This is a genomic window from Corynebacterium afermentans subsp. afermentans (assembly GCF_030408355.1).
GTDB lineage: Bacteria > Actinomycetota > Actinomycetes > Mycobacteriales > Mycobacteriaceae > Corynebacterium > Corynebacterium afermentans.
This window is the reverse complement of sequence record NZ_CP046606.1, coordinates 795,632-818,598: the sequence shown is the minus strand read 5'-3', so window position 1 is coordinate 818,598 and position 22,967 is coordinate 795,632. Positions and strand designations below refer to the sequence as shown.

The 22,967-nt window shown below is 65.3% G+C and carries 28 protein-coding genes; 16 read left to right on the top strand and 12 right to left on the bottom strand.

The features are described from left to right. The first annotated feature begins 4 nt into the window (after positions 1 to 4). Entirely contained in the window at positions 5 to 691 is a 687-nt protein-coding gene (locus CAFEA_RS03895; RefSeq protein WP_200803046.1) for a DUF6542 domain-containing protein, read from the top strand. Positions 692 to 695: 4 nt separating this feature from the next. Here the strand turns inward: CAFEA_RS03895 and CAFEA_RS03890 are convergent, their stop codons facing one another. Continuing rightward, positions 696 to 1,673 (bottom strand): 4-hydroxy-3-methylbut-2-enyl diphosphate reductase, encoded by a 978-nt coding sequence (locus CAFEA_RS03890; protein WP_063938417.1) that lies wholly within the window; start codon positions 1,671 to 1,673, stop codon positions 696 to 698. Positions 1,674 to 1,768: 95 nt separating this feature from the next. On the opposite strand from CAFEA_RS03890, the gene xseA reads away from it, so the two are divergent. Beyond that, on the top strand, positions 1,769 to 3,010 hold the full coding sequence (gene xseA, locus CAFEA_RS03885; RefSeq protein ID WP_063938415.1) for an exodeoxyribonuclease VII large subunit: 1,242 nt from the start codon (positions 1,769 to 1,771) through the stop codon (positions 3,008 to 3,010). 11 nt (positions 3,011 to 3,021) lie between these two features. Beyond that, a complete protein-coding gene (locus tag CAFEA_RS03880; protein ID WP_034999625.1) occupies positions 3,022 to 3,306 on the top strand; it encodes an exodeoxyribonuclease VII small subunit in 285 nt (94 codons plus the stop codon). On the opposite strand, the gene CAFEA_RS03875 is transcribed toward CAFEA_RS03880, so the two are convergent. After that, a complete protein-coding gene (locus tag CAFEA_RS03875) occupies positions 3,275 to 3,853 on the bottom strand; it encodes a DUF4245 domain-containing protein (protein WP_063938413.1) in 579 nt (192 codons plus the stop codon). The two genes, CAFEA_RS03880 and CAFEA_RS03875, sit on opposite strands and share 32 nt — an antisense overlap. 122 nt (positions 3,854 to 3,975) lie before the next feature. On the opposite strand from CAFEA_RS03875, the gene glpX reads away from it, so the two are divergent. Further along, positions 3,976 to 4,986 (top strand): class II fructose-bisphosphatase, encoded by a 1,011-nt coding sequence (glpX, locus tag CAFEA_RS03870; protein WP_063938411.1) that lies wholly within the window; start codon positions 3,976 to 3,978, stop codon positions 4,984 to 4,986. Here glpX and CAFEA_RS03865 read toward each other — a convergent pair. Next, the gene (locus CAFEA_RS03865; protein WP_063938409.1) at positions 4,983 to 5,657 is read right to left on the bottom strand and encodes a CPBP family intramembrane glutamic endopeptidase; all 675 of its coding nucleotides are present in this window, start codon (positions 5,655 to 5,657) and stop codon (positions 4,983 to 4,985) included. The genes glpX and CAFEA_RS03865 overlap by 4 nt on opposite strands. Before the next feature lie 103 nt (positions 5,658 to 5,760). On the opposite strand from CAFEA_RS03865, the gene CAFEA_RS03860 reads away from it, so the two are divergent. The 4 genes from CAFEA_RS03860 to CAFEA_RS03845 all read left to right on the top strand — a co-directional run bounded on the left by CAFEA_RS03860 (position 5,761) and on the right by CAFEA_RS03845 (position 9,928). Continuing rightward, positions 5,761 to 7,161, top strand: coding sequence for a class II fumarate hydratase (locus tag CAFEA_RS03860; RefSeq protein ID WP_063938407.1), 1,401 nt, complete (start codon positions 5,761 to 5,763; stop codon positions 7,159 to 7,161). Positions 7,162 to 7,226: 65 nt separating this feature from the next. Then, on the top strand, positions 7,227 to 7,739 hold the full coding sequence (locus tag CAFEA_RS03855) for a hypothetical protein (protein WP_063938405.1): 513 nt from the start codon (positions 7,227 to 7,229) through the stop codon (positions 7,737 to 7,739). Between the two features lie 27 nt (positions 7,740 to 7,766). Next, positions 7,767 to 8,375 carry a TetR/AcrR family transcriptional regulator gene (locus CAFEA_RS03850; protein WP_076589953.1) on the top strand — a complete coding sequence of 203 codons (609 nt, stop codon included), beginning with the start codon at positions 7,767 to 7,769 and terminating at the stop codon, positions 8,373 to 8,375. Further along, positions 8,369 to 9,928 (top strand): MDR family MFS transporter, encoded by a 1,560-nt coding sequence (locus tag CAFEA_RS03845; protein ID WP_063938400.1) that lies wholly within the window; start codon positions 8,369 to 8,371, stop codon positions 9,926 to 9,928. The genes CAFEA_RS03850 and CAFEA_RS03845 overlap by 7 nt, the downstream gene beginning before the upstream one ends. Here CAFEA_RS03845 and CAFEA_RS03840 read toward each other — a convergent pair. The 3 genes from CAFEA_RS03840 to CAFEA_RS03830 all read right to left on the bottom strand — a co-directional run bounded on the left by CAFEA_RS03840 (position 9,925) and on the right by CAFEA_RS03830 (position 11,798). Then, positions 9,925 to 10,455: a GNAT family N-acetyltransferase gene (locus CAFEA_RS03840; protein WP_063938465.1), complete on the bottom strand. Its 531-nt coding sequence runs from the start codon at positions 10,453 to 10,455 to the stop codon at positions 9,925 to 9,927. The two genes, CAFEA_RS03845 and CAFEA_RS03840, sit on opposite strands and share 4 nt — an antisense overlap. Positions 10,456 to 10,569: 114 nt before the next feature. Beyond that, positions 10,570 to 11,166, bottom strand: coding sequence for an LGFP repeat-containing protein (locus CAFEA_RS03835; RefSeq protein WP_159437628.1), 597 nt, complete (start codon positions 11,164 to 11,166; stop codon positions 10,570 to 10,572). Positions 11,167 to 11,219: 53 nt separating this feature from the next. Beyond that, positions 11,220 to 11,798, bottom strand: a complete 579-nt coding sequence (locus tag CAFEA_RS03830) for a LysR family transcriptional regulator substrate-binding protein (RefSeq protein WP_063938394.1) — start codon at positions 11,796 to 11,798, stop codon at positions 11,220 to 11,222. Between CAFEA_RS03830 and CAFEA_RS03825 the strand changes: the two genes are divergently transcribed. After that, a complete protein-coding gene (locus CAFEA_RS03825) occupies positions 11,797 to 12,225 on the top strand; it encodes a DUF5997 family protein (RefSeq protein WP_392389866.1) in 429 nt (142 codons plus the stop codon). The genes CAFEA_RS03830 and CAFEA_RS03825 overlap by 2 nt on opposite strands. Here CAFEA_RS03825 and glyA read toward each other — a convergent pair. Continuing rightward, on the bottom strand, positions 12,222 to 13,514 hold the full coding sequence (gene glyA, locus CAFEA_RS03820; RefSeq protein WP_063938392.1) for a serine hydroxymethyltransferase: 1,293 nt from the start codon (positions 13,512 to 13,514) through the stop codon (positions 12,222 to 12,224). The two genes, CAFEA_RS03825 and glyA, sit on opposite strands and share 4 nt — an antisense overlap. 113 nt (positions 13,515 to 13,627) lie before the next feature. On the opposite strand from glyA, the gene coaA reads away from it, so the two are divergent. Beyond that, positions 13,628 to 14,551: a type I pantothenate kinase gene (coaA, locus tag CAFEA_RS03815; RefSeq protein WP_034999963.1), complete on the top strand. Its 924-nt coding sequence runs from the start codon at positions 13,628 to 13,630 to the stop codon at positions 14,549 to 14,551. Here coaA and CAFEA_RS03810 read toward each other — a convergent pair whose 3' ends face one another. Genes CAFEA_RS03810 through mca form a run of 3 tightly spaced genes read right to left on the bottom strand, consistent with a single transcriptional unit; the run spans position 14,552 to position 16,504 of the window. Beyond that, a complete protein-coding gene (locus CAFEA_RS03810; protein ID WP_034999600.1) occupies positions 14,552 to 15,331 on the bottom strand; it encodes an isoprenyl transferase in 780 nt (259 codons plus the stop codon). Between the two features lie 18 nt (positions 15,332 to 15,349). After that, positions 15,350 to 15,649: a hypothetical protein gene (locus CAFEA_RS03805; RefSeq protein ID WP_034999599.1), complete on the bottom strand. Its 300-nt coding sequence runs from the start codon at positions 15,647 to 15,649 to the stop codon at positions 15,350 to 15,352. Continuing rightward, positions 15,650 to 16,504, bottom strand: coding sequence for a mycothiol conjugate amidase Mca (gene mca / locus CAFEA_RS03800; RefSeq protein WP_034999597.1), 855 nt, complete (start codon positions 16,502 to 16,504; stop codon positions 15,650 to 15,652). Positions 16,505 to 16,620: 116 nt separating this feature from the next. Between mca and CAFEA_RS03795 the strand changes: the two genes are divergently transcribed. The 3 genes from CAFEA_RS03795 to CAFEA_RS03785 all read left to right on the top strand — a co-directional run bounded on the left by CAFEA_RS03795 (position 16,621) and on the right by CAFEA_RS03785 (position 18,275). Next, the gene (locus CAFEA_RS03795) at positions 16,621 to 17,079 is read left to right on the top strand and encodes a DUF4307 domain-containing protein (RefSeq protein WP_034999595.1); all 459 of its coding nucleotides are present in this window, start codon (positions 16,621 to 16,623) and stop codon (positions 17,077 to 17,079) included. Between the two features lie 106 nt (positions 17,080 to 17,185). Next, entirely contained in the window at positions 17,186 to 17,707 is a 522-nt protein-coding gene (gene greA / locus CAFEA_RS03790; protein ID WP_034999593.1) for a transcription elongation factor GreA, read from the top strand. Between the two features lie 40 nt (positions 17,708 to 17,747). Further along, positions 17,748 to 18,275: a hypothetical protein gene (locus CAFEA_RS03785; protein WP_063938390.1), complete on the top strand. Its 528-nt coding sequence runs from the start codon at positions 17,748 to 17,750 to the stop codon at positions 18,273 to 18,275. A 78-nt stretch (positions 18,276 to 18,353) separates the two neighbouring features. Here CAFEA_RS03785 and CAFEA_RS03780 read toward each other — a convergent pair whose 3' ends face one another. Further along, positions 18,354 to 19,160 carry a Bax inhibitor-1/YccA family protein gene (locus CAFEA_RS03780; RefSeq protein WP_063938388.1) on the bottom strand — a complete coding sequence of 269 codons (807 nt, stop codon included), beginning with the start codon at positions 19,158 to 19,160 and terminating at the stop codon, positions 18,354 to 18,356. An 83-nt stretch (positions 19,161 to 19,243) separates the two neighbouring features. Between CAFEA_RS03780 and CAFEA_RS03775 the strand changes: the two genes are divergently transcribed. Beyond that, positions 19,244 to 20,218 carry a suppressor of fused domain protein gene (locus tag CAFEA_RS03775; RefSeq protein WP_082855712.1) on the top strand — a complete coding sequence of 325 codons (975 nt, stop codon included), beginning with the start codon at positions 19,244 to 19,246 and terminating at the stop codon, positions 20,216 to 20,218. Here CAFEA_RS03775 and CAFEA_RS03770 read toward each other — a convergent pair. Continuing rightward, positions 20,211 to 20,675: an S-ribosylhomocysteine lyase gene (locus CAFEA_RS03770; RefSeq protein ID WP_063938386.1), complete on the bottom strand. Its 465-nt coding sequence runs from the start codon at positions 20,673 to 20,675 to the stop codon at positions 20,211 to 20,213. The two genes, CAFEA_RS03775 and CAFEA_RS03770, sit on opposite strands and share 8 nt — an antisense overlap. Before the next feature lie 29 nt (positions 20,676 to 20,704). On the opposite strand from CAFEA_RS03770, the gene CAFEA_RS03765 reads away from it, so the two are divergent. Further along, a complete protein-coding gene (locus CAFEA_RS03765; RefSeq protein ID WP_063938384.1) occupies positions 20,705 to 22,078 on the top strand; it encodes a cryptochrome/photolyase family protein in 1,374 nt (457 codons plus the stop codon). Positions 22,079 to 22,088: 10 nt separating this feature from the next. Beyond that, positions 22,089 to 22,961 (top strand): GDSL-type esterase/lipase family protein, encoded by an 873-nt coding sequence (locus tag CAFEA_RS03760; protein ID WP_063938382.1) that lies wholly within the window; start codon positions 22,089 to 22,091, stop codon positions 22,959 to 22,961. Positions 22,962 to 22,967: the final 6 nt, after the last annotated feature.

The following is a 22,967-nucleotide window of genomic DNA, read 5'->3' as shown; positions in this document are numbered from 1 at the left end:
TGGCGTGTCGCATGTCTCTCACCGGAACTCAACCTCCCCGTCCGCAACGTTTCACGGGTTGCCCACGGGGTCCGGCATTGGCATCGTTTTCGCCGCGCTGTTTACTGGCGCGCTGCTTTCGCTGTCCACCGGCGTGATCGGCTGGCCGTTTCTGGCCCTCTACGCCGTCGCGGTGATTGTGGTGTCCACCCTGGTCAATCCGCGCGGCCTGTTCCTCAACGTGGCAAGCGCACCGATCTTGTTCGTTACCGCGGTGGTCCTCGCCGGCTGGGTGATGTCGCGCGACCAGATCGCAGCAGGAGGCTCCTCGGGCAAGGCCGCGCTGCTCCTGGTGTTCTACCCGGTCACCGAATTATTCCCGGTGCTGTTCGCTGTCACGCTGGGCTCCATCATTATTGCGTTCGCGCGCATCCGCTTGATCAAGCGCCACAACGAACAGCTGGTGCGCCGCGAGACCGCTGAGCGCACCCGGATCAACCGCAGCAACCGCCGCACGAATTCTGAAGGCCGCCGCGCGCGCGAGCGCGCCAAGGCCGTGTCAGTGGACGAGCTTTTGCGCCGCGCGGATACGGAACGCAGCGTGAAGCGCACTGAACGCACTCAGCGGGCCGAGCGCACACAGAAAAGGTCCCCGCGGTCCGGCTCCACCTCGATCGCGGACCGGCTCGGCGAGGACCTCTACAAGGGGTAACGCTCTAGCCCTGGGCTACCGCCGGGGTTTCGCGGCGCGGCAGGCGCAGATCGCGCGGCAGGGAGAACGTGATGGTCTCCACGGTGGTAGTCACTTCCTCCGCGTCCGCGTAGCCGCGGCGGGCGAGCTCCTCCACCAGCTCCTTGACCAGGATCTCCGGCACGGACGCGCCCGAGGTCACGCCGACGGTGGAAACGCCGTCGAACCACTCGTCTTTGACCTGAGAGGCGTAGTCCACCAGGTGCGACTCCTTCGCGCCTGCCTCCAGCGCCACCTCGACTAGGCGGCGGGAGTTCGAGGAATTCTGGGAGCCGACCACGATAACCAGCTCGCAGCGCGGGGCGATCTCCTTGACCGCGGCCTGGCGGTTCTGGGTGGCGTAGCAGATGTCGTCGCTCGGCGGGTTTTCCAGGTTCGGGTAGCGCTCGTACAGCTTGTCCACAATGAGCATGGTCTCGTCTACCGACAGCGTGGTCTGGGACAGCCACACCAGCTTCTGGTCTTCCGGGAAGTCGGGCAGCCGGTCCACGCCGTCCACTCCGTCGACAAGATGCGTGATCTCCGGGGCCTCACCGGCGGTGCCCTCGACCTCCTCGTGGCCCTCGTGGCCGACAAGCAGGATGTGGTAGCCGTCTCGGGCGAAGCGCTTGGCCTCGTTGTGCACCTTGGTCACCAGCGGGCAGGAAGCGTCGAGGGTGAGCAGGTTACGGTTCTTGGCGGAGTCGCGCACCGCGGGCGAGACGCCGTGGGCGGAGAACACCAGGTGGGCGCCTTCGGGCACCTCGTCGGTCTCGTCGACGAAGATCACGCCGCGCTCCTGCAGCGTTTCCACGACGTATTTGTTGTGCACGATCTCTTTGCGCACGTAGACGGGTGCGCCGTACTTCTCCAGGGCCTTTTCTACGGTCTCCACTGCGCGGTCGACACCAGCGCAGTAGCCGCGGGGGGATGCGAGGAGGACTTTTTTACCCTGATCTGTCATGGAACCAACCCTAACTAATCAGCGTCAAAAACAATAGGCGGGCGGTGTCGGCTCGCCGGGTAACGTGGCATCCGTCTAATGGAAAGGAGCATGCGGTGGCAGATTCGAAGAGCTCGCCGGAATCGCCGTGGTCGGTGTCCAAGCTCAACACGTCGGTGAGGGGTTGGATTGAACGCCTCGGCTGGCTGTGGATCGAGGGCCAGCTCACCCAGGTCAATACAAAGCCAACGTGGCGGTATTCCTACCTCACGCTGCGCGACACCCAGGAGCAGGCCAGCGTCCAGCTCACCGCGGAGACTTCGCTGCTCACGGGCATGCAGGTGCCGCTCAACGACGGCGACCGCGTCGTCGTGCTGGGGAAACCGTCCTTTTATACGGGCCGCGGCTCCTTCTCTATGCGCGTCACGGAGATCAGGCACGTCGGCGCGGGCGAGCTGCTGGCGCGCATCGAGGCGCTGCGCAAGCAGCTCGCTTCCGAGGGCTTGTTCGACCCCGCGCGCAAGAAGCCGCTGCCCTACCTGCCCAGGAAGGTCGGTTTGATCACCGGCCGCGGCTCCGCGGCCGAGCGCGACGTGCACTCCGTGGCGCAGGGCCGGTGGCCGCAGGTGCGCTTCGAAACCATCAACACCCCGGTCCAGGGCCCGACCACCGTGCCTGCGGTGATCGAGGCGCTCGAGAAGCTCGATGCGGACCCCGAGGTGGACGTGATCATCGTCGCCCGCGGCGGCGGGTCTGTAGAGGATCTGCTGCCCTTTTCGGAGGAGGCGCTGCAGCGTGCCGTCGCTAAGCTTGGCACTCCTGTGATCTCCGCGATCGGCCACGAGCCGGACAACCCGGTGCTGGACAACGTCGCGGACGTGCGCGCAGCCACCCCGACCGATGCGGCGAAGCGCGCGGTCCCCGACGTGGCGCAGGAGCGATTGCTTATCGACGAAGCGCGGGCCCGAATGGCCGCCGCCTTGCGCGGATGGGTCCAACGCGAGCGCGACGGGCTGGCCTCGGTGCGCACGCGCCCCGCGCTCGCTGACCCGATGATGGCCATCAACCGCCGCCGCGAGGAGATCGAGCGCGCCACCGCTCTGATCCGCCGCGACGTGAGCCACCTGCTGCAGCGCGAAACGCAGCACGTGCGCGGGCTGCGCGCCCAGGTCTCCGCCTTGGGCCCCTCGGCAACGCTTGCCCGCGGCTACGCCGTGGTGCAGGTGCTGCCGCGCGACGGCTCAGACGCCGAAGTTGTCACCTCCATCGACCAATCCCCGCCCGGATCGCAGCTGCGCATCCGCGTCGGCGACGGCTCCATTACCGCCGCCTCCATGTCCACCACGCAAGCAGATTAGGAACACAAAGCATGACTGAGAACTCTTTCGGCACCGGCCAGGCCAACGACAACGCGCTGCCGGATCCCGCCACCTTGAGCTACGAGCAGGCCCGCGACGAGCTCATTGAGACCGTGAAGATCCTCGAGTTAGGCCAAATGAGCCTGGACGAGTCGCTGAAGTACTGGGAGCGCGGCGAGGCGCTGGCGAAGCGGTGCGAGGTGCTCCTCGACGGCGCCTCCCAGCGCGTCGAGGAGGCCATCGGCTCCCGCCAGGGCGGTAACGCTAGCTCGCCGGATGCTCAATCGGAGCAGTAGCCAGCGCGGTCGAGATCAGCTCCTCGAACTCACGGGCCTCCCCGGCGCCGGTGAGCACCAGGCGGGCGTCGCTGGCGTCGAGGACCCACAGGTCGCGCACGTCCTTCTCGTCGGAGGTGTAGACCTCCACGCTGCGGCCGTCGACGTCCTCGGTGCGGTCTAAGGTGCGCGGCTTCGCGTCCGCGCCCGCAGCCGCTTCCTTCGCGTCGGCACCGGTCTGGGTGAGCTGGATGAAGCCGCGGTCCGGGGTGACCCAGCCGACCGTCGGCGCCGGCTGGCCGCCCAGCATGGTGCGGCGCGCGGAGTTGGTGACCCAACCTTCCGGCATCTCCGGGTAGCGCACAGGGAAGTCCACGCCGCGCGCCTCCAAATCGAGGAAGGTCTTCGCGTCGACCTCCTGGACCGGCCCCTGCTCAGGCGTGCCGGGGTTAAACGAGCACAGCCCGGTCGCGCCGACGGCGACGACCATCAGCACGACAATGAGCACGGAGTTGATTGCGATGTCTCGTCCGTCCTGGAAGATGCGGGGTTTTTTGTTGCTAGCCACGCCGATCAGTATGGCATGCGCCCCCGCGTCCCCCTTAAAGGTGGGAAGAACGGGCACTAACGCGGATGGTAGTGCCACAATAGAGGGGTCTTTTTGTGATTCATGCTTAGGAAGGCCTGCCCATGACCGAACAGTCCGAACTTTTCCCTGACCGTAACCTCGCGATGGAGCTGGTGCGCGTCACCGAGGCCGCCGCACTCGCCTCCGGCCGCTGGGTGGGCCGCGGCCAGAAGAACGAGGGCGACGGCGCGGCCGTGAACGCGATGCGCAAGATGATCAACTCCGTGGAGATGGACGGCGTGATCGTCATCGGCGAGGGCGAGAAGGACGAGGCCCCGATGCTGTTCAACGGCGAACAGGTGGGCACCGGCCGCGGCGCCGCCGTGGACATCGCCGTGGACCCGGTGGATGGCACCCGCCTGATGGCTGAGGGCCGCCCGAACGCGATCTCCGTCATTGCGGCCGCCGACCGCGGCTCCATGTTCAACCCTCAAGACGCCTTCTACATGAACAAGATTGCTGTGGGCCCGGAGGCGGTCGGCGCGGTCGACATCACGAAGTCGTCGGCCGAGAACATCCAGGCTGTCGCGGAGGCGAAGGGCGTGCGCCCCGCCGACATCACGGTGGTTGTGCTTGATCGCCCGCGCCACAAGCAGCTTGTCGACGACATCCGCACCGCCGGTGCCAAAGTCCGCTTCATCATGGACGGCGACGTCGCGGGTGCCATCGCCGCGGCGCAGCCCGACAACGGCATCGACATCGCGATGGGTATCGGCGGCACGCCGGAGGGCGTCGTCACGGCCTGCGCCCTGAAGTGCCTGGGCGGCGAGATCCAGGGCATGCTCGCTCCGCAGGACGACGAGGAGCGCGAAAAGGTCCTCGCCGCCGGCCACGACCTGGATCGCGTGCTGGGCATCGACGACCTGGTCACTTCCGACAACTGCTACTTCGCCGCCACCGGCGTCACCAACGGCGACATGCTGCAGGGCGTGACCTACCGCAAGTCGGGTGCGACCACCCGTTCGCTGGTGATGCGCTCGAAGTCCGGCACCGTGCGCTTCGTGGAGTCCCAGCACCAGCTGGCCAAGCTGCAGGACTACTCCGTGGTGGACTACACCGAGCCGGAGAACTAGGCCCCGCTGAGCACCGCGATCTGCACGAGCAGGTTGTTGCAAAAGTGAACGAGGAACCCCGCCCAGAGCGACTTGTGCCAACGAGTCGTTAGGGCGAGGGCAATCCCCATAAATCCGGTGTAGATCATCGCTGCTGGAGCGATGTGTGCGATGCCGAAAATCACCGAGCTCACCACCACGCTGACAAGCGCCGGGGCCACGGTGTCGAGATATCCCATCAGCAGGCGCCGGAAAACGATTTCTTCCAGGAATGGCCCAATTAACAGGTATGTGGCCAGCGTGAGCATGATGCCAAGGCTCGTGCCGTCGTTCAGCGTGGATTTCTCCGTCGGTTCGAACCCGACGAGCGGGCCGATCAACGACGCCGCTGTCCCGGCGAACAGCACCGCGACCGGGAATTCCCAGAGCAGGTGCCATCCTTTCGCGCCGAGCCGGTTGAAACCGAGCGAAATTTTGCGTCGTTTCAGGTAGCGCAGCAGCGCAACCGTAGGCACACCGAGCGCCACAAGGCTCATAACCGGAAACGCCGCAAGCAACGTGGACTTGCCGGCTTCCAAACGCAGCATGAGAAAGGCTTGGCCTATCAGCAAGGCATCCACAACGATCACGCACGCGAGCCCCACCAACGCGTCCCTCAAAGTGGGGGTCTTCATGGCCTGCGGTTCGGGCATTTCATCTCCTCGCTATGTCCGGTTGGTGCATAATCGTGCAGTGGAAAGGCACGCGCGCACTTTACCGTGCGCAGCGTGCACGCGACAGAAGTAAAGGACAATCATGGCTGATCAGGAATACCGCATCGAACATGACACGATGGGCGAGGTCAAGGTGCCGAAGGACGCGCTCTGGCGCGCCCAGACCCAGCGCGCCGTGGAGAACTTCCCCATCTCCGGCCGCGGCCTGGAGTCCCAGCAGATCCGCGCGCTCGGCCTGCTCAAGGCCGCGTGTGCGCAGGTAAACAAGGACTTGGGCAACCTGGACGCCGAGAAGGCGGACGCGATTATCGCCGCGGCGAAGGAGATCGCGGACGGCAAGCACGACGACCAGTTCCCCATCGATGTGTTCCAGACCGGCTCCGGCACCTCGTCGAACATGAACACCAACGAGGTCATCGCCTCCATCGCGAAGGCAAACGGCGTTGAGGTCCACCCGAACGACCACGTGAACATGGGCCAGTCCTCCAACGACACCTTCCCCACCGCCACCCACGTCGCCGCGACCGAGGCGGCGGCCAGCGACCTCATCCCGGCGCTGAAGGTGCTGCAGGAGTCCCTGGAGAAGAAGGCCAATCAGTGGCACGAGGTGGTCAAGTCCGGCCGCACCCACCTCATGGATGCCACCCCGGTGACCCTGGGCCAGGAGTTCTCCGGCTACGCCCGCCAGATCGAGCTGGGCGTCCAGCGCGTCGAGGCCACCCTGGAGCGCCTGGGCGAGCTCGCCATCGGCGGCACCGCCGTGGGCACCGGCATCAACACCCCGGCAGAGTTCGGCGGCAAGGTCACCGAGGAGCTGAACAAGCTCACCGGCATCGAGCAGCTGTCCGAGGCGAAGAACCACTTCGAGGCGCAGGCGAACCGCGACGGCCTGGTGGAGTTCTCCGGCGCGATGCGCACCGTGGCTGTATCCCTGTACAAGATCGCCAACGACATCCGCCTGATGGGTTCCGGCCCGCTGGCCGGCTTCGCGGAGATCCACCTGCCGGACCTGCAGCCGGGCTCCTCCATCATGCCGGGCAAGGTCAACCCGGTGCTGTGCGAGACCGCAACGCAGGTCTCCGCGCAGGTCATCGGCAACGACGCGGCTGTCGCGTTCGGCGGCACCCAGGGCCAGTTCGAGCTCAACGTGTTCATCCCGATGATGGCGCGTAACGTGCTCGAGTCCTCCCGCCTGCTGGCCAACACGGCCCGCCAGTTCGCCACCAAGCTTGTCGACGGCATCGAGCCGAACGAGGAGCGCATGCGCACCCTGGCCGAGTCTTCCCCGTCGATCGTGACCCCGCTGAACTCCGCGATCGGCTACGAAAACGCTGCGAAGATTGCCAAGCACGCGGTCAAGGAGGGCATCACCATCCGCCAGGCCACCATCGACCTCGGCTTCGTGGACGGCGAGAAGCTCACCGAGGAGGAGCTGGACAAGCGCCTCGACGTGCTGTCCATGGCCAACACTGACCGAAACTAGGCCACAACTCACACCTAGCTAGAATCAGCCCCCAGCACATCAACCAACCTGCTGGGGGCTTTTCCATGCCTGATTCTTTCTCCGAGCTGCGCACCGCGGGCGGGCCAAACAAGCCGTGGGTCGTCGGCGGGGTGCTCGCGCTCATCGTCGCCATCATCGGCGTCGCGCTCGCGGCGGCCTACTGGTACGCCAACCCGAAACCCGCGCCCGTCAATGAGGTGCCGGAAACCGTCACGGTGACTGCGCAGCCGCAGCCTATCGACGATCCTCCGGCCGCCACCGAGACCATATCGGGCACGTTTACCGGCACACTGAACAGTTTGGAGGACGACGCGAAGGTTAAAGCTTGGCCCGCGGTGGCGACCTTCGGCGGCGGCACCGCCTCGGTGACCTATCCCCTGACCGGCTGCACCGCGCTGATCGGCGGGGGCGGCGAATCCATCCCGTTGACGAAGGGATGTAATGACGGACAGGGCCGTTGGGACGTCGAAAAGCGCACGCCCGGCGTTGTGAAACTGACGTACCTGGAAGACGACATTGCCCTGGTAGAAGGCGAATTATCGGCCGGTTTGCCTTAAATTGCACCGGGTGTAATATTGCACCCCGTGCAAAATGAAGGAATCCGGGAGCAGAAGCGGCGCGAGACGCTGCAACGCATCCGCGACCAGGCCGCGAAGCTTGTCCGCGCGCAGGGCTACGACAACGTCACCGTCGACGACATCTGCCGCGCCGCAGACATTTCCAGGCGCACGTTTTTCAACTACGTCGACTCCAAGGACGAGGCGATCCTAGGTTCGTTCCCTTTCACGTTCAGCGAGGATGCGCTCGCCGCAATCCAGACGACACCGAGCGAGAATGTGCTCGAACTTGTCATCCGCTCCATCAAGGTGGAGCCAGGACGCTTCGACGGACCGGCCGCGAAATGCCGCCACGAGTTACTGGAAAACAACCCGGGGCTGATGCACGCCGAGGCCGCGCGCAAACGAGGCTTCCTCACCGAGGTCGGCCGCGCCGTCTACGCCCACTTCGAGCGCTTCCCCGAGGACCGCAAGTTCCCCGGGACGTTGGAGGACGAGACGCAGTTCATCGTGATCCTCTTCCAGGGCGCGGTGAGCCGCTACCTGTGGCACCCTCCGGAGGGCGCTGACCCCGTCAAACAACTGCTGGCAAACGCACACGATCTCGCCGTTTACGCAAAGGAGATGAAATGGTAGAAACCCGCGCGGACAAACAACCGCCCCAGGCCACCGCGCCGAACGTGGGACTGGTGTTCTCGGCCCTGCTGCTGACCATGCTGATGAGCTCGCTGGGCCAGATGATTTTCGCCACCGCCCTGCCCACCATCGTGGGCGAGCTCGGCGGCGTGGACCACATGAGCTGGGTCATCTCGGCGTTTCTGGTCACCATGACCATCGCAATGCCGGTCAACGGCAAGCTTGGCGACATCCTGGGCCGCAAGTGGCTCTACATCACCGGCATCGGCCTGTTCGTGGCCGGCTCCACCATCGGCGGGTTCGCCCACACCATGGAGCTTTTGATCATCGGCCGCGCCGTGCAGGGCCTGGGCGCGGGCGGGATGATGGTGAACTCACAGTCCATCATCGCCGAGGTCGTCCCTGCCCGTGAGCGCGGCAAGTACATGGGTGTCATGGGTGCCGTCTTCGGCGTGTCCTCGGTGCTCGGCCCGGTGCTGGGCGGCTGGTTCACCGACGGGCCCGGCTGGCGCTGGGCGCTGTGGATGAACATTCCGCTCGGTCTGCTCGCGATGAGCGTGTGCGCCGCAGTGCTGCGCCTGCGCCGCGGCACTGCTAAGGGCATGCACTACGACTACCTCGGGACCACGCTAATGGTGGTGGCCACCGCCTCGCTGATCCTCACCACCACGTGGGGCGGCACCCAATACGAGTGGACCTCCCCCACCATCATCGCCACTTCGCTTATCGCGCTGGTTGCTACCGTGGCGTTCGTGTTCGTGGAGCTGCGCGCGGCCAACCCGCTGATCCCGATGGACCTGTTCGAAAACCGCAACATGGTCCTGACCACCCTGGCAGGCACCGTGCTGGGCCTGGCCATGACCAGCGGTCTGGCGTACCTGCCCACCTACCTGCAGATGGTCCACCAGCTCACCCCCACCGAGGCGGGCCTGATGATGCTGCCGATGGTCATCGGCATGCTCGTCACCGGCATGACGGTCGGTTTCATCATCTCCAAGACCGGCCGATACAAGATCTACCCGCTGGTTGGCATGCTCATCACCACGCTGGGGCTGTTCCTGTTCTCGCGCCTGGATGTCACCACGTCGCTGACCAGGCTGGGCATCTACATGTTCATCTTCGGCTTTGGCCTGGGCCTGGTCATGCAGGTGCTGGTGCTCATCGTGCAGAACTCGTTCCCGCTCAAGCACGTCGGCACAGCGACGTCGACGAACAACTTCTTCCGCCAGATCGGCTCGTCCATTGGCGCGTCGCTTTCGGGCTCACTGTTCATCCACAACATGCGTGACAACTTGGAGCAGCGCTTGCCGGAGGCGCTGGCGAAACTGGGCCCGGAGGGCGAGGCGTACGCCGCGAAGTTTCAGGACGGCGCGGCGAACAGCCTCACCCCCGGCACTGTCGCCCAGCTTCCGGATCCCCTCCGGGAAGCGGTGCTGAGCAGCTACAACGACGGCCTGACGCCTGTGTTCCTACTCATGGTCCCGCTGACGGTTATCGCCTTCGTCCTCCTCCTGCCGGTGCGCGAGGAGGCGCTCAAGGAAGACCTGAGCTAGGAGTCGCGCGACATCGGCAGAATCAGCTCCCAGATGTCGCAGTCGCGCCACTCGCCTTGGCGCTCGCCGTAGGCCATCTGCGCCATGTTGTGGAACGTGCCCACCTTTTCAAATCCGCGGGACTTATGCAGGCCCGCGGATCCTTCATTTTCGGGGAAGATCCAGGAGTGGATGGACCACTTGTGCAAGCTGATGCACGTCTGGATCAGGTGGTCGAGCAACGCGCCGGCGACGCCGCGGCCGCGTGCGTCCGGGTGGGTGTAGATCGAGTCCTCAACCACGCCGTGGAACACGCTGCGGGTGGAGGCTTTTGCGGCCCCTACCCAGCCGAGGACTTTGTTGTCGTCGTCCGCATCGACCGCCACGAAGACGGTCTCCATGATCTTCTTGCGGGAAAATTGCTCCCAGTTCTGCCCCTTGGTTTCCCAAGAAGCGTTGCCTGTCTGTAGTCCCATCTCGTAGATGGCTCGTACCTGCGGATAGTCTTCCGGTCGGATGGGCCGGATGGCAAAGTCCGATTTTTGCATGCGACCCATTGTCCAGATCCGCACCACGGCGCGCAAACGTCGGCGAGACAACACAAAAGCGCCACCCGGCCGCAGCCAGGTGGCGCTCGAAATCAGGCGAGGTTACGCGCCGTTTTACTTCTCGGTGACGATTGCGGTGAACGCATCCTCGGTGCCGCCGCGGGTCCACTCGATGGTGCCGTTCTCGAACTCCTGGGTCCAGCCGGACTGATCAGCGTTCTCGGTCTCCGGTGCGACCGGGAAGCCCATCTTCTGGTCCAGACGGACGTCGGTGATCCACTCGTTAGCGATCTGGCCCCAGGTCGGTGCGCCGCCGGTGTTCTCGTTCCAGGTGATGTAGTGCTCGTTGTCGTAGGTGACGATCCAGCCGCCGTCGGTCTCCTCAACCGCCATCGGCTCGCCCCACTCCGGCTGCGCGTACTGATCCATAGCGGACTTCACGCCAGCCGGCACCATTGCGGTTGCGCCGTCAGCGGTGGTGATCTCCTCGGTAGCCTCAGCATCGCCAGCTGCGGCGCCGTCGGTAGCCTCGCCGGACTTGTCGGCGTCGCCCTCGCCAGCGGTCTCAGTGGCGACCTCGGTCTCGGTAGCGGTCTCGGAGACGACCTCGGTGGAGGTCGGCTCGCCCTCGCCATCGTTGGAGCAAGCAACCAGGCCGGTTGCGCCAATGGTCAGTGCAGCTGCGGAAGCGACAATCTTACGGGAAAACATAATCATTACCTTTCATTCTTGAAATTAGTGCATCGTCCATTATGAACTTTGCGTTAACGTCGAGCCCTCTTTGCACCCGATCGGGGGTGCGCTTTTCCGCGCGAGGAACGCACCGTCCTCCCCTTTGTCACGCCGACAAAGTCCTGCACAGCGTCCGAATCGTCCACTTTGCGCCACACAAGCGCGATCTGGGTCGCCGGCTCCTCCCCCACAAGCGGTAACGCTTTGATCTGTTTGCGCGCGAGGTTCTTCAACAGCGGCAGGGGTGCGAAGGCCACGCCGACGTTCGCGGCGACGACTTGGAGGGCGGACCGGAGGTCGTCGATAGGCGATTGCCCATCAAAGTTCACGATCTCCTCCGCCACATCCGCGCGGGTGACCTCCCCCACCTCCGCGTAGACGGAATCCTTCGGCACCGCGACGCCGGCTGCCTCTTCGTAGAGGCGCACCACGTGGTGCTCGTCGGTGACGCGCTCGTCCGGAAGCCGCACGAGCGCCGCAGTTGCTTGCTTGCCGACGAGCACGAACGGATCATCCGACGGCACCGTCTCAAGGCGACTTCTTGTGAGTTCCTCGTATCGGCGGAACCACTTCCCCGGCTCACTGCCGGTGACGAAGGCAATGGTGAGCATGGCTGCCAATGCTACCGTTTTGGCCATGACTGAACAGACCCCCTCCGGCACCGCCATGAAGCCGGTGACCGCCGCAAAGAAGCTGGGCATCTACCTCCCCGCCACCCCGCAGGAGTTTCAGGACGGCGCCGTGACCCACGCCGAACTGCGCGAACTGCAGGACAACCCGCCGCAGTGGCTGCAGGAGCTGCGGCTTTCCGGCCCGCACCCGCGCCCCGAGGTGGCCCGCAAGCTGGGCATTTCCGTGACCGCGCTGAAAAACGCCGGCGTGGACCAGGCGATGACCACCGAGGAAATCCGCGCGCTGCTCGGCGACCAGCCCGAGTGGCTGCAAAAAGCCCGCGCCACTCTTGCGGAGCAGCGCGGGCACGCAGTCGACGGCGGCGACGGCGCAAGCGCCGACGCCGGAGAAGCCGAGGAGGACTAGAGCATCTTCCAATCCTCGAGGGCCGGGTAGAGCGGGTACTTGCGCGCCAGGGCTTCAACGCGGCCGCGCAGCGCATCAACGTCGGCATTCTCAGCCTTCATCAACGTCTCCGCGATGATCTCGGCGACCTCGCGGAAATCCTCCTCGCCGAAGCCGCGGGTGGCCAGCGCGGAAGTGCCGATGCGCAGGCCGGAGGTCACCTTCGGCGGGCGCGGGTCGAACGGCACCGCGTTGCGGTTGACGGTGATGCCCACCGAGTGCAGCAGGTCCTCAGCCTGCTGCCCGTCCATCGGCGAGTTGCGCAGATCCACCAGCACGAGGTGCACCTCGGTGCCGCCGGAGACGACGGAGACGCCGGCCTCGCGTGCGTCGTCGGCAAGCAGACGCTCCGCCAGCACCTTCGCGCCGTCGAGGGTGCGCTGCTGGCGGTCCTTGAATTCCTCGGTGCCGGCGATCTTGAACGCCGTCGCCTTCGCAGCCACGACGTGCATCAGCGGGCCGCCCTGCTGGCCCGGGAAAACCGCGGAGTTGAGCTTCTTGTGCAGCTCCAGGTCGTTGGTGAGGATGAAACCGGAGCGCGGGCCGCCCAAGGTCTTGTGCACCGTTGAGGACACCACGTGCGCGTGCGGGACCGGGCTCGGGTGCAGGCCGGCGGCGACTAAGCCGGCGAAGTGGGCCATGTCCACCCACAGGTAGGCGCCGACCTCGTCGGCGATGGAACGGAACTCCGCGAAGTCCTCGTGGCGCGGGTACGCGGACCAGCCAGCGATGATCACCTTCGGCTTGACCTCGCGGGCCTGCTCGCGCAGCTTGGCCATGTCGATCTGGTGGGTGTCCTCCTCCACCTGGTACGCCTCCACGTTGTAGAGACGGCCGGAGAAGTTGATCTTCATGCCGTGGGTGAGGTGGCCGCCGTGCGCCAGGTCCAGGCCCAAGATGGTGTCGCCCGGCTCCGCCAACGCCATGAGCACCGCGGCGTTGGCCTGCGCACCCGAGTGCGGCTGCACGTTCGCGTACTGGGCGCCGAAGACCTCCTTGGCGCGGTCGCGCGCCAAGTCCTCGATCACGTCCACGTGCTCGCAGCCTCCGTAGTAGCGGCGGCCCGGGTAGCCCTCGGCGTACTTGTTGGTCAGCACCGAGCCCTGCGCCTGCAGCACAGAGCGGGGCACGAAATTCTCGGAGGCGATCATCTCCAAGGTGTCGCGCTGGCGCGCCAGTTCGTCCACAATTGCGGCGTGCACCTCGGGATCGTAGGTGGCCAGATCCTGGTAACGGAGGTCTTCAGACACGTCGACCGGGTCCTTTCTTTTCGCGTTGATTACGACTCCTCGAAGTATAGGAAAATCGGCACGCCCAGAAGGCTGATTTATTCCCCTTTTGCGCGGGTGCAACAATGGTGGCTATGTCTCGAGCCGATTCGTCGCCGTACCTCGACTTCCACCGCGAGGACTGGCGCAAGCGCCGCGCCAAAATGCCTCAGGTGCTCACCGAGGAGGAGCTAAAGAAGCTCTCCGGCATCGGCGAAAACCTCGACCTGCAGGAGGTCGAGGACATCTACCTGCCGCTGTCGCGCCTGATTCACCTGCAGGTGCGCGCCCGGCAAAAGCTCACCAACGCCACCGAGACATTCATCGGCGGCGACCCGGGGCACGTGCCGTTCATCATCGGCCTGGCCGGCTCGGTGGCCGTGGGCAAGTCCACCACCGCGCGTGTGCTGCAAGTGCTGTTGCAGCGCTGGGACTCGCACCCGCGGGTGGACCTGGTCACCACCGACGGCTTCCTCCACCCCAAGGCGGTGCTGGAAGAGCGCGGGATCATGAAACGCAAAGGCTTCCCGGAGTCCTACAACCGCAGAAACCTCATGCGGTTTGTCACCGAGGTCAAGTCCGGCCAGCCAGTGGTCAAGGCACCGGTCTACTCGCACGAGGCCTACGACATCCTCCCCGACGAGTTCGTGGAAGTCCGACAGCCCGACATCCTCATCCTCGAAGGGTTAAACGTGCTGCAGACCGGGCCAACGCTGATGATTTCGGACCTGTTCGATTTCTCCATTTACGTCGACGCGAAGACCGAAGACATCGAGCGTTGGTACATCGAGCGCTTCCTCAAACTCCGCGATACCTCGTTCCAGCAGCCCGGAAACCACTTCGAGGGCTTCGCCGGCATGGACGACGCCGAGGCCGCCTACGCCGCCCGCGAGCTGTGGCAGACCATCAACCTGCCCAACCTGGTGGAAAACATCCTGCCCACCCGCGTGCGCGCCTCGCTGGTGTTGCGCAAGGATTACGACCACACCGTCCAACGCGTGCGCATGCGCAAAATGTAGCTACTTGCCAAAGCGGCGGGAGCGCTGCGAGTAATCGCGCAGCGCGCGCAGGAAATCGATTTTGCGGAACGCCGGCCAATAGATGTCGGTGAACCAGATCTCCGAGTACGCGGCCTGCCACAGCAAAAACCCGGACAGGCGCTGCTCACCGGAGGTGCGGATAACCAGGTCCGGGTCCGGCTGACCAGAGGTGTAGAGGTGCTCCCCGATCGATTCCACGGTGATCTCGGCAGCCATCTCCGTGGCTGGCACTCCGGCGTGCGCTTTGTCGTCGATAAGCGATTGCACCGCGTCCACGATCTCCTGGCGCCCGCCATAGCCGACCGCGATATTCACGGTGAGTCCATGCTTCGTATCGGTTGCGGCCGCGCCCTCGCGCATCCGCTTAGCGACGTCCTCCGGCAACAAATCCAAATGCCCAACCAACCGCACGCGGCAGGTGTAGTCCTCCGTGGCGAGATCCTCGATGACACCGGAAATGATGTCGAACAACAGCTCCACCTCTTCGGTGGTGCGCTGCAGATTCTCCGTGGACAGCAGGTAGATGGTGAGCACGTCCACGTCCATCTCCGCGGACCAGCGCACAAGCTCGCCGATTTTCGCGCCGCCGACGCGGTGGCCGTGGGAAATGTCCTCGAAGCCCGCCTCGCGCGCCCAACGCCGGTTGCCGTCGGCCATCACGGCAATGTGCTTCGGGCGCTTTTTGCCGCGCAGCTCGCGCTTCAGGCGCGCCTCATACAGCGGGTACAGCGGGTATTGCAGCTTCGAAAGGACAGACACAGGATAGATTCTAGACAGCTAGAAAGCGTTTTTCTTCCGCTGGTCCTTCAGACCAGCCTTCTCCATGGCCTCGTCGATGGCTTTCTCATCGAACGGATCAATCCCGCGGGCTTCCGCGAACGCCTGGCGGCGCTTGAAACGGGAAAAGCGGCGGTGAAACGACCAGCCGATGAACAGCACGACAATGGCCAGGACCACCAGCAGCAGCAACCCAATCGGCGACGCTTTGCCGAAGTCCGGGCCGACCGGGGTCTCGCCCGGGTTCTGGGCCAGCACGAAGTTCGCGGCGCTGGCGGCAGAGATGGTGAACGTAGACATTTAGTTTTCCTCCTCGATGCCGGCAAACAGATCCGTTTCCGGCAGGGTGGTCTTTACCCTGGTCGCGGCCAGCTCAAACTCCTCGGTGGGCCAGACGTCCTGCTGGTCCTTCACCGGGCTGGCCAAAAAAGCGCCGGCGGGATCGATCTGCGTGGCGTGGGCCGTCAGCGCTTCGGCACGTTGCGGGAAGTAGTCGGCGCACTCCACCTGGGTGGTCACGCGGTCGAAGACGTCGCCTTCGTTTTCCTCCCAGCGTTTGATCATCAGCTCGTACGGGCTCTTCTCGCCGCGCTGGATAAGCCGCTCTTGCAGAAGCTTCATGCGCTGCAGGATGAAGCCGTGCGAGTAGTACAGCTTCAGCGGCGTCCACGGCTCGCCGGCGCCGGGGGCGAAATCCGGGTCGCCTGCGCGCTCCCAGGCGATCATGGAAATCGCGTGCACCATCAGGTGGTCCGGGTGCGGGTAGCCGCCGTTTTCGTCGTACGTGATGATCACGTGCGGGCGGAATTCGCGGATCTGCTTCACAATCTCCGCTGCCACTTCTTCCGGGTCCTGCACCGCGAACGAGCCTTCCGGCAGCGACGGCAGCGGGTCGCCCTCCGGCAGACCGGAGTCCTCGTAGCCCAGCCAGACGTGCTCGACACCAAGCGCCGCCGCGGCGCGCGCCATCTCCTCGCGGCGCACGTCGAGGATGTTGTCTAGCACGCCGGGGCGGTCCATAGCCGGATTGAGGATGTCGCCGCGCCTGCCGTCAGTGCACGTGACGACCTTGACGCGGTTGCCTTCCGCGGCGTACTTGGCCATGGTGGCCGCACCCTTTGAGGACTCGTCGTCTGGGTGGGCGTGAATTGCCATGAGACGAAACCCGGTCACTCGATCAATCCAACTTTCGTAGGGGTCAGTTCTGTACCTCCGCGTCATCTTAGTACCATCAACGCTAAAGTCCTTACCACCTGCAAGGAGCCGTTTCCGTGAGCACCGCCACCTCTCCCCGCCCAGCCGAACGCTACGGTCGCAACCGCGGCTCCGGCGGCTCAATCGGCGGCAAAGTGGTGGCGATTGTCTCCGCGCTGCTCATGATCGCACTGCTTTTCGTGGGCGCCCGCACGATCATGGAGCGCTTCAACCAACCGGTCCGCGCCGAATTTATTTCGCAGGAGCATATCGACGACAACACGGGCCGGCTCTGGATCGACGTGGACCGCAAAAACCCTGACACGCCCGCGTACTGCATCGTCACGGCGGTGGACTACTCCCACGCCGAGGTGGGCCGCCGCGAGGTGGTCCTGCCAGCTGGCGGCGACGAGCACTCCCGCATCGCCGTGGACCTGCCGGTGCGCGAGCCGTTGGTGTCGGGGCGCATCTACGGATGCTCCGAAAATCTCCCCTTCTACATGGACCCGGAGAGCAGCTTCTACGCAGCACGCTAGCGGAAACCGCCACATCCGCGTGTGGTAATCTTCCGGCTGTATATCTGCACACATTGGCCCGCGAGCGGCGGGCCGATTTCACGTATCAGGGAAGGTTTAGACCCCTATGGCTGAATCCCAGCAGCAGTACATCACTCCTGAAATGAAGGCCAAGCTCGAGGCCGAACTGCAGCAGCTCATTGACAACCGCCCCGCCATCGCGGCCGAGATCAACGAGCGCCGCGAAGAGGGCGACCTCAAGGAGAACGCCGGCTACGACGCAGCCCGCGAGCAGCAGGACCAGGAGGAGGCGCGCATCAAGCAGATCTCCGAAATCCTGTCCAACTCCACCACCGAGCGCACCGGCATCGTCGAGGGTGTCGCCCACGTCGGTTCCGTCGTGCACGTCTACTACGACGGCGACGAGGACGACCGCGAGACCTTCCTCATCGGCACCCGCGCAGCCTCCACGGACAACGCGGACCTTGAGACCTACTCGGAGCAGTCCCCGCTCGGCGCCGCCGTCGTCGGCGCTTCCGAGGGCGAAACCCGCAAATACACCGCCCCGAACGGCCGCGAGATTTCCGTCACCATCGTCTCCGCCGAGCCGTATGATTCAGTCAAGGCATCCACGCCCCGCGCGAAGTAGCCAATACTTTTCTCTTTTCAAAAACAGAAGGACCATTCCTGTGATTGCCACCTCTTCCCGCAAAGCTGTAGCCGGCGTCGCCGCCCTGGCCGCCATCGCTCTGGCAGGCTGCACCCCGCCGCACGAGAACCCCTCCTCCGAGAAGGTCGACACCGCCACCACCCAGGACCCGAACTCCCTGAAGGGCGCCGGCACCGCGACCACCGCCACCAGCACCGCGACGGCGACCAACGTCACCGAGGCAAACGCCGTGCAGGAGCAGGAGACTGCAGAGGCCGCCGTCGCTGCCGCCCCGGTGTTCAATAACTGCGGCGCCACCGACCTGGTGCAACCGGACCGCCTCATCGTGGACTGCGAGAACCAGGACGACTTCCTCGAGAACATCGTCTGGGAGCAGTGGGGCGAGGATCTCGCCGAGGGTACCGGCACCCGCGTCGTTGTCTCCCCGGACAACCGCGAAGAAGACGTGAAGGTTGTGTTGGGAAACCCGGAGATCATTGACGGCAAGCCAGTGTTTACCACCGTGTCCGTCAACGGCCAGTCCGTGGTGCCGGACAACAACTACTAAGCCGCGCGCACGACAAAGCGCCTCGCCCCGGAGATGATCCGGAGGCGAGGCGCTTTGCGTTTCTGTGGGCCTAGCGGCCTAGCGGTCGTTGAAGTAGGACAGCAGGCGCAGGATCTCGGTGTAGAGCCACACCAGGGTCACAGCCAGACCAAGCGCAACGCCCCAGGAGGCGCGCTCCGGTGCACCGGTGCGGACCAGCTTGTCGGCCAGGTCGAAGTCCTGCAGGAAGGACAGGGCGGCCAGCACGACGCAGACCACGCCGAAGATGATGGACAGCGTGCCGCCGTCGCGAAGCGGGGAGATGCCAGCGAAGATTGCCAGCAGGAGGTTGCCCACCGCCATGATGGCCACGCCGAAGATCATGCCGGTGACGATGCGGTGGAAACGCGGAGTGACGCGGATAGCGCCGCGACGGTAGACGACGAGCATGCCGATAAACACGCCGATCGTGCCTAAAATGGCCTGGAAGATGAGCTGGCTGGCATCGGCGCCGCCGACGTTGAACCAGCCGGAGACGGTCAGGGAGAAGCCGCCGAGGAACAAGCCCTCAAACGCGGCGTAGATCAGCGTCAGCGTCTTTGAGCCGAATTCGCGGCGGAACGCGTTGACCAGGGTGGTGATGAAGCCGCCGATGGCGCCGACGAAGGTCAGGATCATGCCAAGGCGGATGTTGCCGGTGAGGAAGATGCCGAAGTTCACTGCGGCGAACGCAATGATCACGGCGAGCGTGATGCCCGTCTTGGTCACCACGTCGTCGACCGTCATCGGGCGTTGCTGATCAATTTCGGGCGCGTTCGCCGGAAGCGTCGCGGTCTGGCCGGCCTGGTAGCCGTTGTCCGCATCCGCCCCCGGAATGTTGCGCAGAACAGGGTTAGTGCTTCTCACGTCCCACATTCCTTTCCAATGAGTTTGTCCAAGAGTTCACCGGGTATAACGCCACACGTACCTAAAAGGTTCCCGCCAGTGTGATGCCAGCTGAGCACCTGCCTGTCTCCGGCGGCGATATGGTGGGCTGCATGGGAGTGCTCGACAACGCCCGCCGCGGCCCGAAAACCGGCGGTGAGGTGGTGCGCGGCCACATCGCGCAGACCACCGGTGGCGAGGACGCGTACGTGTTTTCCTACCGCCGCCTAGAGGTCCACGCGTACGTGCTGCCCGAGCCGGTCCCCCACGTGTTGTACTGCACATATGGCAAGTCCCGCGTGGAGTCTTCCCAGCCTGTCGCGGGCACCCAAACGGAACTGACGTTGCGCGTGCGCGGCACGCCTGCGCTTCCCGACGAGTGGCCGGCACGCCTGCTCGCCCGCGCCGCCCGCGACGACATCGAGCCTGGCCACTACCTCGTGCTGGACAACCCGCGCGGCACCTTGTCCGGCTTCGTGTTTGTCACCGACCCGGTCCTCGGTGTGGTAGACGGGCCGACCGGCCTGATCCGCTTCACGTACGCGGTCGGCATAAACGGCGACGACGTGGAACAGATGCTGTCCTGGGACCCGCTGAAATTCGCGGCCTTTGTCGGCGACCGCGTGCCGCTTGGCCTTACTTCTACGGACCGCGCCCCAATCAGCGCCGACCCGCAGGATCGGGCATTGTTGGATGAGGCGGTGGGGTCCGAAGGGGCGTCGATAGGCGCGATGCACGCCCGCTACCTCGAGGTCGATGCCGAGGGGCGCGTGGACCTGGATCCGGCGGCTGCGCGCGCGTTGCTCCGCGCCGCGCGCCACCGTCTGCTGCACGGAAGGTCATTCGCGCTGCTCAACAGCGAAACGTGGCTGCTGCTCAATCCGCAGTCGCCGACAACCGAGTGTGCGAGCGACCATGTTGTCGTCCCCGCCACCGCGGAGTTCGCCCACGAGCTGCTCGCAATATTCGACGCGGTGCCGGGCATCTACCGCCTGCGCACCGCGCCACTGGTATTCCGCGTAGTGGACCCGACTACTTAAAGACGCTGCCCCACTCGTCGCGCTTGTCCAAAAACGCCTGGGCCTCGCGCTTGGCCGCCTCCAGGTCGTGGCTTGCACCCCAGCCGCATTGCTTCTCGTTGGCGGCCGGGACCTCGTCGGCCTTGGTGATGTCCGTCAGCGTCTTTTCCACCAGCTCAGCAACCTCGGCCTCGGCAACGTCGCCGGAAAGCATGAGGTAGAAGCCGGTCTGGCAGCCCATCGGGCCGAAGTCGATGACGTTGTCCGCGTGGTTGCGGGCGTGCTCGGCGAACATGTGCTCCAGCGAGTGCACCGCCGGCATCTCCAGGTGCTCGACGTTGGGCTGCTTGAAGCGGATGTCCCACTTCACCAACGTGTCGCCTGCGGGCAGCTCCTTGCGGTCCGCGAGCCGGATGAACGGGGCGGCTACCTTGGTGTGGTCGAGGTTGAAGGATTCCACATTCATACGATCAGTCATGGCCTTGACTCTACTGAACGGAGGCGCACGTGCCCACCACTCTTGTTTGGTTCCGCGACGATCTGCACGTCACGGACAACCCCGCGCTTTCGTGGGCCGTATCGCGCGGGGAGGTTGCGGGTGTGCTTATCGACGACACCTCCGGCGGCACCCGCCCCTTAGGCCGCGCCGCCGCGTGGTGGCGCGAGCGCAGTGTTGCGTCGTTAAGCACGAAGCTCCCCATCATCTGCGAGCAGGGTGACCCCCGCGAGATCGTCCCGCGCCTGGCCGAAGAGCTCGGCGCGAAAGTGGTGTGGAACCGCCGCTACGATGCGATTGACTTGGACGCGGAGGTCAAGCGCGCGGTGGACGCGCGCACGTTCCCGGGGTTTGTGCTCGCGGAGCCGTGGGAGATCAATACCGGCGCCGGCACCCCGTACCGGGTGTTCACGCCGTTTTATAAGGCCGTGCAGCAGCACCTGGTCGCGCACCCGCCGCAGCCGGTGGCGGTGCCGGTACTACCCGGCGGCACGCGGCTGGAGGTTCCGGAGGCGCCGGCATGGGCCGCTGGCTTGGCCGCGCACAACACCCCTGGCGAGGACGCGGCTCTTTCTCGCTTCCACGAATTTTTGGACGGGCTGGTAGATGGGCGCGGCTACGACAACAACGACCTGGCCGCCGGCGCGACCTCGGGGCTGAGCGCACACCTGCGCTTCGGAGAGCTCTCCCCCGGTTACGTCTGGGCGGAAACGGCAGCGTTTGCGGAGGCGCACCCGGCCGCCGCGAGTCACGCGTGGGCGTTTTCGCGCCAGCTGGTGTGGCGCGAGTTTGCCTGGCACCGCTTGTACCACCTGCCGGATCTGGCGGTGCGCAATGTACGCAGCCAGTTCGACGGCTTCGAGTGGGCGTGGAGCGGCAACGTCGCACCGTGGGAGCACGCGCAGGCGTTTGCGGATCCTGCCATGGAACCGGATCTTGACGCCGCGCAGCACCTGGACCAGCTAGCGCGGTGGCAGCGGGGTGAAACAGGCGTGCCGCTGGTGGATGCCGGCATGCGCGAGCTGTGGGAAACCGGCACCATGCATAATCGCGTACGCATGGTCGCGGGCTCCTGGCTGACCAAGAATCTGGGCATTCACTGGCGCCACGGGGAGGAGTGGTTCTGGGACACGCTCGTCGACGCCGACGCCGCCTCCAACCCGTTCAACTGGCAGTGGGTGTCCGGCTCCGGCGACGATGCCGCGCCGTACTTCCGCGTCTTCAACCCGCTAACGCAGCAGGAGAAGTTCGACCCCGCCGGCGCGTACGTTTCGCGGTGGGCGCCGGAGGCGCTGCTGCCTGGCTATCCGGAGCTGATGGTCGACGTCAAGGAATCCCGAAAGACCGCGCTCGCGGCGTACAGCGACATCAAAGGCAACCGGTAGGGTCGTCTGAATGAAAGTTCTGTTCCGCAAAGTCGCCGCTGGCATTGCCGCATGCGCGGCCATTGTCGCCAGCACAGCCGCGCCTGTCACGGCTCAGCCCACCGGCAACGTGGTCGTTTTCGGCGATTCATTTACCTCGAACCCGGACCAGTACCGCAACTCCGCGCTCAACCTCGCGGGAAGCTCGCAGCTGTCCTCCGGGTCGTCGGAAAGGCTGGTCTCCTCCTACCCCAGCCAGGCAGGCTGCCTGCAAGGACCGGACAACTGGCCGCGCCAGCTACAAGCCCGCACCGGTCTTACCGTGGCGGACTGGTCGTGCACCGGCCACCAATCGGCCAGCCTGCCCGGCCACGTCGACCTGGCGGTTCGCGCGGGCGACCTCAACGCCAACACTCGGGCGGTGACGCTGGCGGTCGGGTTCAACGATCATTGGCGCCCGCTGGTCGAATCTCCCGGCGCGCCGTACAACGCTGACGCGGTGCGCGACAACTACTTCCGCAGCATGCACGAGGCCGTGGCCAAGGTGCGCGCTGCCGCACCCCGGGCCAAGATCCTCATCCCGGGGATGCTCTCGGTCACCGGTGGAACCGGGCGGATCTGCCTGATCAACGTGGTGCCGAACGCCCCACTCGGCGTCCCCGCACCCCGGGTGCGGCAATGGGAGCAACGCACCCAGTCCTACCAGCGCGCGCTCGCCGCCCAGGTGGGTGCGACGTTCATCGACATCCACACGCTTTCCACTGACCACAGCACGTGCGCCCGCGACGCCGACCGCTGGGTGGCCGGGCTCATCGACACCACCACGGCCGGCTACAACATGGCCCTGCACCCCTCCCGCGCCGGGTCCGCCTTCGTCGCCGACCAGGTGGCTCAGGCGGTGTGAGACGTA

What these genes read in the sequence shown, in the direction of transcription:
- CAFEA_RS03830 (WP_063938394.1), bottom strand. Translation starts at nt 11,798, where the DNA reads ATGCTCACCATTGCCTTCGTCACCGGCAGTGAGCCGGGGAAGTGGTTC.
- CAFEA_RS03760 (WP_063938382.1), top strand. Translation starts at nt 22,089, where the DNA reads ATGAAAGTTCTGTTCCGCAAAGTCGCCGCTGGCATTGCCGCATGCGCG.
- CAFEA_RS03845 (WP_063938400.1), top strand. Translation starts at nt 8,369, where the DNA reads ATGGTAGAAACCCGCGCGGACAAACAACCGCCCCAGGCCACCGCGCCG.
- CAFEA_RS03865 (WP_063938409.1), bottom strand. Translation starts at nt 5,657, where the DNA reads ATGCCCGAACCGCAGGCCATGAAGACCCCCACTTTGAGGGACGCGTTG.
- CAFEA_RS03890 (WP_063938417.1), bottom strand. Translation starts at nt 1,673, where the DNA reads ATGACAGATCAGGGTAAAAAAGTCCTCCTCGCATCCCCCCGCGGCTAC.
- CAFEA_RS03775 (WP_082855712.1), top strand. Translation starts at nt 19,244, where the DNA reads ATGCCAGCTGAGCACCTGCCTGTCTCCGGCGGCGATATGGTGGGCTGC.
- CAFEA_RS03880 (WP_034999625.1), top strand. Translation starts at nt 3,022, where the DNA reads ATGACTGAGAACTCTTTCGGCACCGGCCAGGCCAACGACAACGCGCTG.
- CAFEA_RS03770 (WP_063938386.1), bottom strand. Translation starts at nt 20,675, where the DNA reads ATGACTGATCGTATGAATGTGGAATCCTTCAACCTCGACCACACCAAG.
- CAFEA_RS03825 (WP_392389866.1), top strand. Translation starts at nt 11,797, where the DNA reads ATGGCTGCCAATGCTACCGTTTTGGCCATGACTGAACAGACCCCCTCC.
- CAFEA_RS03840 (WP_063938465.1), bottom strand. Translation starts at nt 10,455, where the DNA reads ATGCAAAAATCGGACTTTGCCATCCGGCCCATCCGACCGGAAGACTAT.
- mca (WP_034999597.1), bottom strand. Translation starts at nt 16,504, where the DNA reads ATGGCAATTCACGCCCACCCAGACGACGAGTCCTCAAAGGGTGCGGCC.
- coaA (WP_034999963.1), top strand. Translation starts at nt 13,628, where the DNA reads ATGTCTCGAGCCGATTCGTCGCCGTACCTCGACTTCCACCGCGAGGAC.
- CAFEA_RS03805 (WP_034999599.1), bottom strand. Translation starts at nt 15,649, where the DNA reads ATGTCTACGTTCACCATCTCTGCCGCCAGCGCCGCGAACTTCGTGCTG.
- CAFEA_RS03835 (WP_159437628.1), bottom strand. Translation starts at nt 11,166, where the DNA reads ATGTTTTCCCGTAAGATTGTCGCTTCCGCAGCTGCACTGACCATTGGC.
- greA (WP_034999593.1), top strand. Translation starts at nt 17,186, where the DNA reads ATGGCTGAATCCCAGCAGCAGTACATCACTCCTGAAATGAAGGCCAAG.
- CAFEA_RS03860 (WP_063938407.1), top strand. Translation starts at nt 5,761, where the DNA reads ATGGCTGATCAGGAATACCGCATCGAACATGACACGATGGGCGAGGTC.
- glpX (WP_063938411.1), top strand. Translation starts at nt 3,976, where the DNA reads ATGACCGAACAGTCCGAACTTTTCCCTGACCGTAACCTCGCGATGGAG.
- CAFEA_RS03855 (WP_063938405.1), top strand. Translation starts at nt 7,227, where the DNA reads ATGCCTGATTCTTTCTCCGAGCTGCGCACCGCGGGCGGGCCAAACAAG.